Annotated in this window: 16 protein-coding genes and 1 riboswitch; of the genes, 15 read left to right on the top strand and 1 reads right to left on the bottom strand. The window is 58.2% G+C overall.

What is annotated here, in order from left to right; all coding sequences use genetic code 11:
- Positions 1 to 282: 282 nt before the first annotated feature.
- Positions 283 to 475: riboswitch (cyclic di-AMP (ydaO/yuaA leader) on the top strand.
- Between the two features lie 257 nt (positions 476 to 732).
- The 13 genes from KJS47_RS22805 to KJS47_RS22745 all read left to right on the top strand — a co-directional run bounded on the left by KJS47_RS22805 (position 733) and on the right by KJS47_RS22745 (position 11,768).
- Complete coding sequence (locus tag KJS47_RS22805) at positions 733 to 1,878, top strand: resuscitation-promoting factor (protein ID WP_374707065.1); 1,146 nt, start codon at positions 733 to 735, stop codon at positions 1,876 to 1,878.
- Between the two features lie 105 nt (positions 1,879 to 1,983).
- Positions 1,984 to 2,520 carry a ribonuclease M5 gene (gene rnmV, locus KJS47_RS22800; protein WP_213528067.1) on the top strand — a complete coding sequence of 179 codons (537 nt, stop codon included), beginning with the start codon at positions 1,984 to 1,986 and terminating at the stop codon, positions 2,518 to 2,520.
- A gap of 9 nt (positions 2,521 to 2,529) precedes the next feature.
- Positions 2,530 to 3,435: a 16S rRNA (adenine(1518)-N(6)/adenine(1519)-N(6))-dimethyltransferase RsmA gene (gene rsmA, locus KJS47_RS22795; protein WP_213528065.1), complete on the top strand. Its 906-nt coding sequence runs from the start codon at positions 2,530 to 2,532 to the stop codon at positions 3,433 to 3,435.
- Between the two features lie 175 nt (positions 3,436 to 3,610).
- On the top strand, positions 3,611 to 4,489 hold the full coding sequence (gene yabG / locus KJS47_RS22790) for a sporulation peptidase YabG (RefSeq protein ID WP_213528063.1): 879 nt from the start codon (positions 3,611 to 3,613) through the stop codon (positions 4,487 to 4,489).
- A 403-nt stretch (positions 4,490 to 4,892) separates the two neighbouring features.
- Positions 4,893 to 5,168, top strand: coding sequence for a biofilm formation stimulator Veg (veg, locus tag KJS47_RS22785; RefSeq protein ID WP_213528061.1), 276 nt, complete (start codon positions 4,893 to 4,895; stop codon positions 5,166 to 5,168).
- Between the two features lie 126 nt (positions 5,169 to 5,294).
- Positions 5,295 to 5,483: a small, acid-soluble spore protein, alpha/beta type gene (locus KJS47_RS22780; protein ID WP_213528059.1), complete on the top strand. Its 189-nt coding sequence runs from the start codon at positions 5,295 to 5,297 to the stop codon at positions 5,481 to 5,483.
- Between the two features lie 490 nt (positions 5,484 to 5,973).
- Positions 5,974 to 6,828, top strand: coding sequence for a 4-(cytidine 5'-diphospho)-2-C-methyl-D-erythritol kinase (gene ispE / locus KJS47_RS22775; protein ID WP_213528057.1), 855 nt, complete (start codon positions 5,974 to 5,976; stop codon positions 6,826 to 6,828).
- Positions 6,829 to 6,939: 111 nt separating this feature from the next.
- Positions 6,940 to 7,782, top strand: a complete 843-nt coding sequence (purR, locus tag KJS47_RS22770; protein WP_213528055.1) for a pur operon repressor — start codon at positions 6,940 to 6,942, stop codon at positions 7,780 to 7,782.
- Positions 7,779 to 8,165 (top strand): RidA family protein, encoded by a 387-nt coding sequence (locus KJS47_RS22765; protein ID WP_213528053.1) that lies wholly within the window; start codon positions 7,779 to 7,781, stop codon positions 8,163 to 8,165. Before purR ends, KJS47_RS22765 begins: the two co-directional genes overlap by 4 nt.
- Positions 8,166 to 8,286: 121 nt before the next feature.
- Positions 8,287 to 8,574 carry a septation regulator SpoVG gene (spoVG, locus tag KJS47_RS22760; protein WP_213528051.1) on the top strand — a complete coding sequence of 96 codons (288 nt, stop codon included), beginning with the start codon at positions 8,287 to 8,289 and terminating at the stop codon, positions 8,572 to 8,574.
- A 99-nt stretch (positions 8,575 to 8,673) separates the two neighbouring features.
- Complete coding sequence (gene glmU, locus KJS47_RS22755; protein ID WP_213528049.1) at positions 8,674 to 10,068, top strand: bifunctional UDP-N-acetylglucosamine diphosphorylase/glucosamine-1-phosphate N-acetyltransferase GlmU; 1,395 nt, start codon at positions 8,674 to 8,676, stop codon at positions 10,066 to 10,068.
- Between the two features lie 31 nt (positions 10,069 to 10,099).
- Positions 10,100 to 11,047, top strand: a complete 948-nt coding sequence (locus KJS47_RS22750; RefSeq protein ID WP_213528047.1) for a ribose-phosphate diphosphokinase — start codon at positions 10,100 to 10,102, stop codon at positions 11,045 to 11,047.
- Positions 11,048 to 11,153: 106 nt separating this feature from the next.
- Positions 11,154 to 11,768, top strand: a complete 615-nt coding sequence (locus KJS47_RS22745) for a 50S ribosomal protein L25 (protein ID WP_213528045.1) — start codon at positions 11,154 to 11,156, stop codon at positions 11,766 to 11,768.
- 385 nt (positions 11,769 to 12,153) lie between these two features.
- Here the strand turns inward: KJS47_RS22745 and KJS47_RS22740 are convergent, their stop codons facing one another.
- A complete protein-coding gene (locus KJS47_RS22740) occupies positions 12,154 to 12,354 on the bottom strand; it encodes a hypothetical protein (RefSeq protein ID WP_213528043.1) in 201 nt (66 codons plus the stop codon).
- Positions 12,355 to 12,505: 151 nt separating this feature from the next.
- Between KJS47_RS22740 and pth the strand changes: the two genes are divergently transcribed.
- Together pth and fin are read left to right on the top strand one after the other, a co-directional pair.
- Positions 12,506 to 13,066 carry an aminoacyl-tRNA hydrolase gene (gene pth, locus KJS47_RS22735; protein ID WP_213528041.1) on the top strand — a complete coding sequence of 187 codons (561 nt, stop codon included), beginning with the start codon at positions 12,506 to 12,508 and terminating at the stop codon, positions 13,064 to 13,066.
- 83 nt (positions 13,067 to 13,149) lie between these two features.
- Complete coding sequence (gene fin / locus KJS47_RS22730; RefSeq protein ID WP_213528039.1) at positions 13,150 to 13,380, top strand: anti-sigma-F factor Fin; 231 nt, start codon at positions 13,150 to 13,152, stop codon at positions 13,378 to 13,380.
- The last annotated feature ends 65 nt before the right edge of the window (positions 13,381 to 13,445 follow it).

Raw genomic sequence — 13,445 nt, 5'->3', positions numbered from 1 at the left:
CAAATGTTCTCCTCGATTTCCCCATTTTCTGGGAGTTTTGACCCTTGTACCATCGAAATTATTATAATGCGAAAGGCAATGAAAACATAATTTACACGAAAAACGGAAGAATGAGAGCCATTTAATGCGTCCGGGGGAGAGATAACCCGATTTTGCTTTGGAAAAAAGCCCAATTGGCTTAAAATCGGATTAATTCAGCATTTTACGTAGGCCAAAAGACCTTTACAGGCGCAGGTCGGAGCGTTTATGATATCTTTCAGAATAACTTAATAATTTTGCCGAATTTCCAATTCGCTGAGTTTCCTTAACAGGGAAACGGGGGAACCGTAAATGGCCGCTAGGTTGTACATAGCGTCACCATGGTTAAGGGGTGAATCCTTGAGATTTCGACGCACAGAAGTGCGCGGACCAAGGTAGGGCGACTCTCTCGTCCGAATCCGTCAGCTAACCTCGTAAGCGTGAAGAGAGAGGTGCGATTGTCGGGCTTTGCATTGCCAAGCCGCGAGAAGAGTCCTCTTCTAGCGGTTTTTTTGTTTTAGTCTGAGAGTGATAGACGCCCGAGCCTAAACATAAACTGTAGCTTAAGGAGGTGACGGGTACAAGAAGCCGCATAGCAAACAGGCCTCTTGTTACGGTGGAATCGGCAGAATGGAAGCTAGAACAATAACTTAGTCGCGTCAGATCCATCATGCATAACAGTCGATGGCGAGGCTTTGAAGGAGGACCGAAGAAGTGGGCGCAATCCAAACAGAGAACACCCATGTAAAGCGATCATCCAGCATGTCCTACGCATTGCGTTGGAAGCATGAAAACCTGCGTATGATAAGTTTAGTGGCATTGGCTTCATTCGCCCTGACTTTCATGTTTTTCATGTTGTTATATGGCACGGCCGCCAAGAGCGTGTCGCTGGTCATCAACGGCCAGCAGTCGGAGATCAAGACCAAGGAAACCGTCTTGAGCCGCATCCTGGATGAACAGAACATCAAGATTGGCCAATTCGACCGGACCTCGATTCCGCTTGACGGAAAGATTAAGTCCGGCGATCGGATTACGATCGAACGAACTGCCCCGGTGGAAGTGACCGCCGACGGCGAAACGAAGACTATGTACACTGTGGGCAAGACCGTCGAAGAAGCGCTGCGGGATCTCAACATCCCGGTCGGCAGCACCGACAAGGTCGTCCCCGCGCTCCATACGGAAGTTAGCGACCGCAGCCCGATTCAGATCGTGCGCGTCAAGAAAGAAACGGCCGAGGAAGTCGTCCCGCTCGCATTCGAGACGGAAACCCGGACGGACGCGAATCTGCTGAAGGGCAAGGAGCAGGTCGTTCAGGAAGGCAAGGAAGGCAGCAAGCTCATTCAGAAGGAGCAGGTCTTCGAGGACGGGAAGCTGGTGTCCGAGAAGGTTCTCGCGGAGAATGTTAAGGAACCGAGCACGAACAAAATCGTGGCGATCGGCTCCAAAGCCCCCCCGGTTGTGGCACTCTCGGCCAAGCCTGCGGCGGAAGCGGCTCCTGCGGCAGCGCCCAAGAACGGAGCGCCCGCGAATTATACGAAGGTCCTGAACAACGTGACCTTGACCGCCTACTCGGCCGGCGTTGCCTCGACAGGCAAGACGCCCGGAGACCACGGGTACGGCGTAACCGCCTCCGGCACAACGGTGACGGAAGGGCGCACCATCGCGGTTGACAAGAACGTCATTCCGCTGGGCTGGTGGGTTTACATCGAAGGCATCGGATACCGCCGGGCCGAGGATACAGGCAGCGCGATCAACGGCAACAAGATCGACGTTTATTTCGACAGCACTGCGTATGCCAATAAATTCGGAGTGAAGCGCGGGTATACCGTTTATGTAATAGGGCCGAAGAAGCCGGAGTAACGCACGAGCAAGCTAGCGATACCCGGCAGCGGCACCGCCAATATGGGCAAGCTAAGAAGAGGAAGCTGGTTCCTCTTCTTTTTGTATGTAGAGCGGAGGTAGGGTATGATTAAAGAACTTATCGTCGTCGAGGGACGGGACGATACGGTTGCCGTTCAGAGGGCGGTTGAGGCCGATACGATCGAAACGGGCGGGTCGGCGATCAACGAGACGGTCTACCGGCAGATCGAGCTGGCGCAAAAGCGCAGAGGAGTCATCATTCTGACCGATCCCGATCACGCTGGAGAACGGCTGCGGCGTCTGATCGCCGCAAGGGTGCCGGGGTGCAAGCAAGCCTTCCTGAGCCGGGAGGAGACGACTAAAGGGAACGATATCGGCGTCGAGAACGCGTCCCCGGAGGCTATCCGGCGGGCGCTGGCCAACGTCAAGACCGACTGGGCGACGGAGGAAGGCGAGGTCACCTGGGCCGACCTGATGAACGCCGGGCTGATCGTCCATCCCCAGGCGTCCGCGCGGCGGATGGAGGTAGGCAAGCGGCTCGGGATCGGCTATGCTAACGGAAAGCAATTCTACAAACGGTGCCGGATGTTTCAAATCTCGCGGGACGAGTTTGAGCGGGCGACCGAAGACTTGGATAAATGAGGGAAGCCTATGACTAACAAGCCGTATGGTGGAGGGGACATCGCGACGCCCAGCCGCACGAAGGAAATTATCGCGAGGCACGGGTTCGCGTTCAAGAAGAGCCTCGGCCAGAATTTCCTGATCGATGCGAACATCTTGAATAAGATCGTGGAAGCCGCCGAGCTCACCCCGAACGACGGGGCGCTCGAGATCGGGCCGGGCATCGGCTCGCTCACCGAGCGTCTGGCCCGTACGGCGGCCAAGGTGACAGCGGTTGAGATCGATCAGCGGCTGCTGCCGATTCTCTCCGATACGCTGGCCGCCTATCCGAATGTAGAGATCGTGCACGGGGATGTGCTGAAGGTGGCGCTGGACGAGCTGTTCGCGCGCTCGTTCGCGGGCGTGGACAGTGTAAGCGTCGTGGCGAATTTGCCGTACTATGTCACCACTCCGATTGTCATGCGCCTGCTGGAGGCCAAACTGCCGCTGCGGAACATCGTCGTCATGATCCAGAAGGAGGTGGCCGAGCGGATGGCCGCCGCTCCTGGGGGCAAGGAGTACGGAAGCCTCAGCATAGCGGTACAGTACTACTGTGAGCCCGAGCTGGTGACTGTGGTGCCGCACACCGTGTTCATTCCCCAGCCGAACGTCGATTCCGCCGTCATCAAGCTCAAGGTAAGGAGCCGGCCGGCGGTGGAGGTAAAGGACGAGGCGTTCTTCTTCGAGGTGGTTCATGCCTCCTTCGCGCAGCGGCGCAAAACCATCTCGAACAACCTCGCCGCCCGTTTCTTCACCAAAGAGACGAAGGGAGAACTGGCACCTCTCCTGGAGCGCACCGGCATCGATCCCTCCCGCCGCGGCGAGACGCTGTCGCTAGAAGAGTATGCGCGTCTCAGCGAGGCGCTGCTGGAGCATATTCGGCGGAACCCGACCTAAACGTGCTTGCTCGAGTCTATCCTAAAACGCTGATCATAAAGAGTTACCTGGTATAACCAAGTAATACCGAATCATGCCCCGCCGGCGTCCCGGCGGGGTTTTGCCGTTCGCCGGCCGTCCCTCCGCACACCAAATGCCCATTCCGGCCATAGGATAGTCGAAGGAGGGGATGAAGATGAAGCAGGGCGATCTGGTGACGAGACAGTCCTACGGCCACGATGTGCTGTTTGCGATCGAAGCGTTGACGGACCGCGTTGCCTGGCTGAGGGGCATCACCAGCCGGCTGTTCGCAGATGCGCCGATCGGCGACCTGGCCCCCGCGGGAGAGGCCCAATATCGGCAGGCCGAAGATTCCCTCCGGGCGGAGATGAGCCGGTCGGTCCGCAAGCTGGGGAGTCGCATGCCGGACCAGGAGCAGGAGACGCCCGGTCGGCGGAGGGGCAAGGGGAGGCGGGACCAAGCCGCGTATTTTGAATTTCCCGGCCGGGTGCTGCACCTGGACGGCGACCCTCGGTACTTGCAAAAAAGCATGGAGCTTTACAAGCTTCTGAACGTGCCGGCCCACGGCGGCTATGTGCCGGAGGCTTCGATGGCCTCCATGCTGGAGAGATGGCTGCCGGAGATCAAGCCGGACATTCTGGTTATCACCGGGCATGACGGCCTACTCAAAAACCGGCAGGGCCGCGATATGATGGACCTGAACAATTACAAAAATTCCCGCCATTTCGTGCAGGCGGTGCGGACCGCACGGCAGTTCGAGCGCAACCGGGACGCGCTCATCATAGTCGCCGGCGCCTGCCAATCGCATTTTGAAGCGTTGCTGCTGGCAGGAGCGAATTTTGCGAGCTCGCCCGGACGCGTGATGATTCACGCCCTCGACCCGCTCTATGTGGCGGCCAAGACGGCATATACATCCATCCGGGAGACGGTGCACATCAGCGACGTGCTCCATCATACGCACAGCGGCATCGAGGGAGTCGGGGGCGTGGAGACGAAGGGGTGCTACCGGCTGGGGCTTCCCCGCCTCAAGCAGCCTGGCGAAGCGAGCAGCTGAATAGCTTGCCCGGCCGTGTAAAGTGTACGAATGCGGGACTTCCTTATCCGCGAGGGATCTGCCAGGTGCAAGGCTGCGCGGAAGCCGCCTTTCTTTCGCTGCCCGTGTTCGGTGGGATCGCTCCGGCTGGATTCGGCCAGAAACGGACGGCATAACGGCATAATTCCGCAATGTTTGACAGCGTGCGCGCGAGCGGGCGCTTTTTCTTTCTTTTTGGGCTCTATACATAATGGCGGGCAAATTGGGAAAACGTAGGGAGAGGACAGGCCGCTCCGAGGTTTCCAGTGGTTCACTTAATTGCCCGTTGACAATCGGACTTTCTGGCTGATATAATATTTGATCTTGTTTGACAAGCCTTGTCATATGTTGTATAATGAGGGAAGGAAAGAGGTGGTAGCGAACAATGGCAAAAAATGCGCTATTGGAGATCAAACGCAGTTTGGAACCCCATGTCGGGCAAAAGATCATGTTGCGTGCAAACGGTGGTCGTCGTAAAACGATTGAACGTTCCGGTGTCCTTGAAGAGACCTACCCTTCTGTTTTCATCGTCAAGCTTGATCAGGATCAGCATGCGTTCAAGCGCGTCTCTTACAGCTATGCCGACATCCTTACCGAATCCGTGGAAGTGACGGTTTGCCAGGACGAAGGCCAGTTTCGCATCTCTTATCTGCAGCACTGATACTGCAGCTATACAAATAACCGATTCCAGAATATAGACAGCAAATCCTCGCGATCTGCTGTTTTTATTTTTGCCCGCGGGCGGCATACTAAGGCCTGAACCCTGTCAAGAAGGGAGGATGGACCCATGAGTCGCCGTAGACGCGGAGGCGTGATGTCCGAGCAGCTCAAGTACGAGCTGGCCAAGGACCTCGGCTTCTATGACACCGTCAAGGAAGAGGGCTGGGGAGGAATCCGGACCAAGGACGCCGGCAACATGGTCAAACGCGCCATCCAGCTGGCCGAGCAAGCAGCGGGCAGCCGGCGGCCGCAGTAACCGCGGGCAACCCTCGGATCCGGGCCGCTCCCGGTGCCAACAGACCGGACGTTCCCCCACGTCCGGTTTTTTTTGTGCAGCGGGCGAGCAAATCCGGGGCGCAAGCCTGGGGGCTTGCCTGCCTCGTGAGACGCCGCACCCGCCGTTCCGCCGCAAGGTTCCGTCTCGGCCCCTGCCTCGTTTCTGCCGGAGCTATTGCCGCCGTTCCACCGCGAGCAGGCGCCTCCGCTCCGGCCCCATCAAGCCCGACGCGAGCAGCCGTCTCGGCTCCCACCCTGCTGACAAAGCCCACCCTTCGCCCCGCCGCAAGACAGCCGCTCCTGCGCCCAGGTTTCGCCTTCCCGTTCAAGCGCTCCCGCAGAACCCTTGCTGCGCGAGCAGGTGTGCTTTACACTTACCTTTTGTTATAATAGGCTAAGTTGTGAAAGGCTCCCTGTTCCCGAGCGGGAAAGCGGCAGCAAGTAAGGCACTAGGTAAAGTAGGTGAAGCCATGAAGGTGTTCGAGAAAGCTCCGGCCAAAATCAATCTATCGCTCGACGTTCTGCGCAAGCGGGAAGACGGCTATCACGAGGTGGAGATGGTCATGACGATGGTTGATCTCGCCGACAGGCTGGAGATGCAGGAGCTGAACCGCGACACGATTATCATCTCGAGTCAGGCCGGCTATATCCCTCTCGACGAGAAGAACCTTGCCTTCCAGGCGGCCCGGCTGATTAAGGACCGTTACGATGTGCGCAAGGGCGTATATATTCACCTTGACAAGAAAATTCCCGTCGCGGCAGGTCTTGCCGGCGGAAGCAGCGATGCGGCGGCCACGCTGCGCGGGCTGAACCGGCTATGGAAGCTGGACATCCCGGAGGACGAGCTCATGGCGCTCGGAGCGGAGCTCGGTTCGGACGTCCCGTTTTGCGTGACGGGCGGGACGGCGGTGGCCCGGGGGCGCGGGGAGAAGCTGGAGGCCATCCCGTCGCCTCCTTCCTGTTGGGTCATTCTGGCCAAGCCTCCTCTCAATGTCTCGACGTCCGAAGTCTACGGCAAGCTGAGGGCTGACCGGATCGCGAGGCACCCCTCGGTGCCCGACATGATCGAAGCGATACGCACGAAGGATTTTGAACGGGTGTGCGGCTCGCTCGGCAACGTGCTGGAGGACATTACGCTGAATCTCTATCCCGAAGTGCGCCAGCTGAAGATGTGCATGGAGAAGCTCGGGACGGAAGGCGTTCTTATGTCGGGCAGCGGCCCGACCGTGTTCGGACTGGTCGAGAAGGAGGCCAAGGCGATTCGGATTTACAACGGGCTTAGAGGATTTTGCAAGGAAGTCTATGCCGTGCGGATGCTCACGTAACGCCAACTTTGCCCGGCACATTGTATAAACCCGTATAAAAATGGTATATTGATACTATATTATTCGGGTTTTGCGAGGGAAACCGGTTTCTTAGAAGGAGCAGAGTGAGCGATGAAAAAATTGAAGCGAAGCGCCCGGCTGGTTGAGATGACGCAGTACCTGCTGGAGCGTCCCCATACGCTGATCCCGCTGACCACGTTCGCGGAGCGTTACCAGTCTGCCAAGTCGTCCATCAGCGAGGATCTGGCCATCATCAAGGAAGTGTTCGAATCGGAGGGAATCGGAGAGCTCTTGACGCTAGCCGGCGCGGCCGGCGGCGTCAAGTATATCCCGCGGCAGCCAAAGAGCGCTTCGCTCGCGTTCATCCGCCGCCTGTGCGGGCAGCTCGAGCAGCCGGAGCGCATTCTGCCCGGCGAGTACCTGTACATGTCGGACCTGCTGTCGTATCCGTCGCTGACGAACGAGGTCGGCAAGATGTTCGCCTCGGCCTTCGGCGGGCAGGAGATCGACGTCGTGATGACGGTCGAGACGAAGGGCATTCCGCTCGCCTACGCGACGGCGGCCTATCTCAATCTGCCGGTCGTCATCGTCCGGCGGGACAACCGCGTGACGGAAGGCTCCGTCGTCAGCATTAATTACGTTTCGGGATCGAGCAAGCGGATCCAGACGATGTCTCTCGCCCGCCGGGCACTCAAGGAACAGTCTCGCGTGCTCATCATCGACGATTTCATGCGAGCGGGCGGCACGGTGAAGGGCATGATGGATCTGCTGCAGGAGTTCAAGGCGTCCGTCGTCGGCGTCGGCGTGCTCGTGGAGTCGGGCGAAGTGGAGGAACATCTCGTCGATGACTATATCTCCCTTGCCCGCTTGTCGGGCGTTGATTTCAAGACCCGGCAGCTGACCGTGGCGCCGGGCAACTACTTTGACGAAGAGGAAGGGAATCGAACGTTATGAAACCCGTACAAATTGCAACCGACAAAGCACCAGCCGCCATCGGACCGTATTCCCAAGCGGTTCGCTTCGGCAACGTTCTATTTACATCCGGTCAAATTCCACTCGGCGTAGACGGCCAGATCGTGGCCGGCGGCATCAAGGAGCAGACGCATCAAGTGTTCCAGAACCTGCAGGCCGTGCTGGAGGCGGCGGGGACGAACTTGTCCAGCGTTCTCAAAGCAACGGTATTCCTGAAGGACATGAACCAGTTCGCCGAGGTGAACGAAATCTACGGATCCTACTTCGGCAACCACAAGCCGGCCCGGTCGACCGTTGAGGTAGCCCGGCTGCCCAAGGACGTTCTTGTCGAAATAGAACTGACCGCAGCGATTGGTGTCGAATAACTCCAGCGTCTGGAAAATATTTTTAAAAAAGCCACTTTTTCATCAAACGTAAGAAGGATTTCTTCTCATAATGTGGAAGTCTATACCAAGTCTTTTTTGATGATAAAAGGTGGTGAACTGAATGCAAATTACAGACGTGAGACTCCGCCGGGTCAATTCCGAGGGAAGAATGAAGGCGATTGCATCGATCACGATTGATAACGAATTCGTCGTTCATGACATCCGTGTCATTGACGGGAACAACGGCATGTTTGTGGCTATGCCCAGCAAGCGGACGCCGGACGGTGAATTCCGTGACATCGCTCATCCGATTTCGTCCTCCACTCGCGAGAAAATCCAAGCAGCCGTTCTGACTGAATACGAGCGGGCGGCAATTGAAGAAGAAGAGGTTATCGAAGAGGGAGCGTAAGTACATACGAACCCCGGAGAGCCCCAATGGGGCTCTCTTTTCTTTTTATTGGGATTAAGCTATAGTCTAGAAAGACATTGAAAATGGAGATGATCCGATTTGCAAACCTTCAGCATCATATTGGCAGCCGGCATGGGCAAGCGGATGCAATCTAAACTTTATAAAATGCTCCATCCGGTCGGAGGCAAGCCAATGGTCGGCCACGTCCTCGATCTGCTGGAGCAGATGAACGCTACCCGCAACGTCGCCATCGTCGGACATGGAGCGGAAGACATACAAGCTTATATTGGGGACAGGGCGGAATGCGTCCTCCAGGAAGAACAGCTCGGCACCGGCCATGCAGTCATGCAGGCGGGACCGCTGCTGGAGAACGAGGAAGGGACAACCATCGTCATCTGCGGCGATACGCCGCTCATCTCGCAGGAAACGCTCGGCCGCATGGTGGAGATGCACCGGGAGCATGGCGCGGCGGCAACCATCATGACGGCAGTCATGGACGATCCGCACGGTTACGGACGCGTAATCCGGGATGCGGATGGCTTTGTCACGGGCATCGTCGAGCAGAAGGACTGCTCCGAGGAGCAGCGGCGCATCCGGGAGATCAACGCGGGCACCTATGTGTTTGACAACCGGAAGCTGTTCGAGGCACTTGCCAAGGTCACGAATCACAACGTCCAGAACGAATACTATCTCACCGATGTCTTCGGCATTCTGAAGGCGGAGGGAGAGACGATCGTCGGCTATTGCACGCCCGATCCGGACGAGGCGGTCGGCATCAACGACCGTGTGCTCTTGGCTGAGGCGGAGCGGCTCATGAACCAGCGCAAGCTGTTGGAGCTGATGAGAAGCGGCGTGACGATTCAGGATCCGTCCTCGACCTACGTCGAGAAGGATGTGCAGATAGGGGCCGACACGACGCTGCTGCCCGGCAGCGTGCTGAAGGGCGCGACGGTCATCGGCTCGGACTGCGTCATCGGGCCGTATACGGAGCTGACCGATACGAGGATCGGCGACCGCGTCGTTGTCCGGCAGTCGGTGCTTGAGGAAGCGGTTGTTGGCAGCGGCACGAGTGTGGGACCGTTCGCTTACATGCGGCCGGGGGCCGAGACGGGCGAGAACGTGAAGGTCGGCGATTTCGTCGAGATCAAGAACGCCAAGCTCGGCGACGGCACCAAGGTGTCGCACCTTAGCTACGTGGGAGACGCCGTCGTCGGCAAGGACGTCAACGTCGGCTGCGGCGCCATTACGGTCAATTACGACGGCTTCGTCAAGCATCGGACGGAGGTCGGCAACGGCGCGTTCATCGGCAGCAACGTGAACCTCATCGCTCCGGTGAAGATCGGCGACGGCGCCTATGTCGTCGCAGGCTCGACGATCACCGATCCGGTAGGCGAGGGCGACATGGCGATCGCCCGCGAGCGGCAGACGACCAAGCCGGGCTATGCGAATGTTTTGCGTGCGAAGATTCAAAAGCGCAGCAAGAAGGAAAACTGACGTAGGAACTATACGATAAGGGGGTAGGACTGTGCCGTACGGGGACCCGAAACTGAAGGTGTTTACTTGCAACTCAAATCCGGAGCTGGCCAAGGAAATCGCAAATCATATCGACGTCCCGCTTGGTGACGCAGAGGTCATCCGCTTCAGCGACGGCGAAATCCAGATCCGTCTCAGGGAGAGCGTGCGCGGATCCAACGTATTCCTTATCCAATCCACGAGCAGCCCAGTGAACGACCACCTGATGGAGGTGCTCGTCATGACCGACGCGCTCAAGCGTGCATCGGCCAAGAGCATCAACGTCGTCATTCCTTACTACGGCTATGCGCGGCAGGACCGCAAGGCGACATCCCGCGATCCGATCACCGCCAAGCTGGTCGCCAATCTCATCGAGAAGGCCGGGGCAACCCGGGTCATTACGATGGACTTGCATGCGATGCAGATCCAGGGCTTCTTCGACATCCCGGTCGATCATCTCCTCGGCGTTCCGACGCTCGGCCAATACTACCGCGACAAGAATTTGCCCGACGTCGTCGTCGTTTCGCCGGACCACGGCGGGGTGGTCCGCGCCAGAAGGCTCGCCGATTACCTGCGCGCCCCGCTCGCGATTATCGACAAGCGGCGGCCGGAGCCGAACGTGAGCGAAGTGATGAACATCATCGGGAACATCCGCGGGAAGACGGCGATTCTGATCGACGATATCATTGACACGGCGGGGACGCTGTCGCTCGCAGCTCACGCGCTCAAGGAGTATGGCGCCCGTGAGGTATATGCCTGCGGCACCCACGCCGTATTGTCGGGGCCGGCCATGAAGCGGATCGACGACTCGCCGCTCTGTGAGCTGGTTGTAACGAATACTATTCCGATCCGCCATCCGGAGCCGTCACCCAAGATCAAGGTGCTGTCGGTGGCGCCGCTGCTCGGCAATGCAATCGTGCGCGTCCACGAGGACCAGTCGATCAGCAGCCTGTTCGAATAATCCGGGGGGCGGGACGATCTCCGAAAATATTTGTTTCAAACCTTTGCGGGATGGGTAAAGTGATGGATAGGCCACTATCAACCATTTCTCGGAGGTGCTAGTAAGCATGACGGCTACTTTGCAGGTCGAAGAACGGAATCGGTTGACGAAATCGGAACGCAAGCAATTGCGCGACAAGGGGTATATCCCCGGCAGCGTATACGGAAAATCCGTAGGCTCCGCTTCCGTTGCCGTAAGCAAGAAACAATTGGCGGAGCTGTTCAAGCAATCCGCTCATGGTGTGATCCAGCTGTCGCTGCCCACAGGGGGCACCCAACCGGTCATGATTCAGGACATTCAGCGCCACCCCCTCAGCGGGGAGTACCTGCATATTGACTTTCATCAGATCTCGATGGACCAGCCGGTCAAGTCGATGGTGCCGGTAGAGCTGACAGGCGAACCCAAAGGCGTCAAGGAAGGCGGCATCCTGCAGGTGCAGGCCCACGAGGTGGAAGTGAAGTGTCTACCGGACAAGCTGCCGTCGGCGCTGTCCATCGACGTCTCGAACCTCGAGGTGGGTGAGAGCGTCCTCGTCTCGGGCATCCAGCTGCCGGAAGGCGTCGAGCTTCTGACCGATGAGAACGATGTCCTCGCTTCCATCCTCGCCCCTCAGAAGAACGACGAGGCCGAAGAGGCTGCCGAGGCGGACGAGCCCAAGGCGGAAGAAGAGGCGACCGAATAGAGAAGGCTGCCCGCCGCTTGGCGCAGGCAGGAGAGAAAAGGCTGTTCCCGGTGGGAACAGCCTTTTCTTGTGCTAGGGGAGTGAGGCGGCGGGAGAGTCTGTGAGACGCGGACACGAAGAGACGATCTGTAACGATGCAGCAGCGAAGAGACCGCTCGGAAGATGCTGACACGTGGGGACGCACGCGGAGCCCCGCGAGAACGAGCGGCGCAAGCAAGGCTCGCAGGAGGGTGGGTCCGCCAGTGAGGGCAAGAATCCCGGGAGGCCAGAGGACGCTTCGGGGATCCTTTCGCTTTCGTCCGACACGCCGGTCCGCGCAAAACGACGCTTTCTGGCGGACGGCGTCGGTTTTTCACGTGGAACGTTGCGAGCGGCTGCCTAACGGTTAATAGCCGGGCCGCGAGACGAAGATGCAGGTGGTCCGGTTGTACAGCACATCGTTCACCCGGACGAACAGCCGGGTGTAGGCCTGCACGAAGCCGATGTCCTTGTGCTTCTCTCCTTCATAAATCTGGACGGGGACTTCGTGGACCAAGTGATCGTTGAAATGGTTGTCGGCGACGAGCCGTTCTCCGAATTGATACACGGCGGATTCCTTTCCTTCCTGAAGGGATTGGGGTTCCGTTCGACCCGATTTGCCGGGCGGCGTCTCGGGCATTACAATAGGGTAGACAGTTCGGGAACGGAATGTATCACGGACGGCTCCAAAAAAATTCGAAAAGGTGGATGTGCGCAAGATGAAATGGTTCGTCGGCCTGGGCAACCCGGGCACGCAGTACGCGCAGACGCGGCACAATATCGGCTTCATGGCCGTCGACCTCGCCGCGAAGCGGTGGGGCATCACGTTCAAGACAAGCAAATGCAAAGCGCTGATTGGAGAAGGAAATGTCGGAGGCACAAAGGTCTATCTCGTGAAGCCGATGACCTACATGAATCTGTCCGGTGAATCCGTCCGCGCCTTCCTTGACTATTACAAGGCCGACCTCGCCGACATGACGGTTCTGTACGACGACCTCGACACGGCATTCGGCCAGATGCGGCTCCGCTACCAGGGCAGCGCCGGCGGTCATAACGGGATCAAGTCGATCATCGGCCATACGGGCACTCAGACGTTCGACCGCATCCGCCTCGGCATCTCGCGCCCGGCCCCCGGCTTCCCCATTGTCAATTACGTACTGGACACGTTCTCTAAGGAGGAATTCCGCGGCATGCCCGAGCTGCTGGAGCGGGCAGTGGACGCGATGGAATTCCGGCTCACGCACACGTTCGAGCAGACGATGGCCAAGTTTAACGGCTGACGCGCTTTTGCGCGGGCGGGCTTAAACGCTCCCCTTTCCGGACATACTAGGGAGGACTAGATAGAAGGAGAGGGTGAGAAAGAATGGCCATTACGTATGTTTGCCGGCACTGCCGGAGCACGATTGGGAGCTTGAACAGCGAGCTCGTGACCGAGTCGATGTTGGGGTTCCAATTCTTGACCCCCGCAGAGCGGAGAGATATAATAGCCTATAACCCGAACGGGGATGTTACCGTAAATGTCACTTGCGACTACTGCCGGGAAGCGCTTCAGGCCAATCCGGAGCTGAATTTGCTCGGCAGTCCGTTACAATAAGAGGAGCCCACGCCGCATCGGGCAGTTGACGGGCCTTGGCAGAACAGCCGAGGCTTCTTTTTGGT

The organism is Paenibacillus sp. J31TS4 (assembly GCF_018403265.1).
Classification (GTDB): domain Bacteria; phylum Bacillota; class Bacilli; order Paenibacillales; family NBRC-103111; genus J31TS4.
This window is presented reverse-complemented; position numbering and strand designations above follow the sequence as displayed.

Coding starts and splice junctions, on each gene's coding strand:
- rnmV (WP_213528067.1), top strand. CDS start 1,984: ATGATTAAAGAACTTATCGTCGTCGAGGGACGGGACGATACGGTTGCC.
- rsmA (WP_213528065.1), top strand. CDS start 2,530: ATGACTAACAAGCCGTATGGTGGAGGGGACATCGCGACGCCCAGCCGC.
- yabG (WP_213528063.1), top strand. CDS start 3,611: ATGAAGCAGGGCGATCTGGTGACGAGACAGTCCTACGGCCACGATGTG.
- veg (WP_213528061.1), top strand. CDS start 4,893: ATGGCAAAAAATGCGCTATTGGAGATCAAACGCAGTTTGGAACCCCAT.
- KJS47_RS22780 (WP_213528059.1), top strand. CDS start 5,295: ATGAGTCGCCGTAGACGCGGAGGCGTGATGTCCGAGCAGCTCAAGTAC.
- ispE (WP_213528057.1), top strand. CDS start 5,974: ATGAAGGTGTTCGAGAAAGCTCCGGCCAAAATCAATCTATCGCTCGAC.
- purR (WP_213528055.1), top strand. CDS start 6,940: ATGAAAAAATTGAAGCGAAGCGCCCGGCTGGTTGAGATGACGCAGTAC.
- KJS47_RS22765 (WP_213528053.1), top strand. CDS start 7,779: ATGAAACCCGTACAAATTGCAACCGACAAAGCACCAGCCGCCATCGGA.
- spoVG (WP_213528051.1), top strand. CDS start 8,287: ATGCAAATTACAGACGTGAGACTCCGCCGGGTCAATTCCGAGGGAAGA.
- KJS47_RS22745 (WP_213528045.1), top strand. CDS start 11,154: ATGACGGCTACTTTGCAGGTCGAAGAACGGAATCGGTTGACGAAATCG.
- pth (WP_213528041.1), top strand. CDS start 12,506: ATGAAATGGTTCGTCGGCCTGGGCAACCCGGGCACGCAGTACGCGCAG.
- fin (WP_213528039.1), top strand. CDS start 13,150: ATGGCCATTACGTATGTTTGCCGGCACTGCCGGAGCACGATTGGGAGC.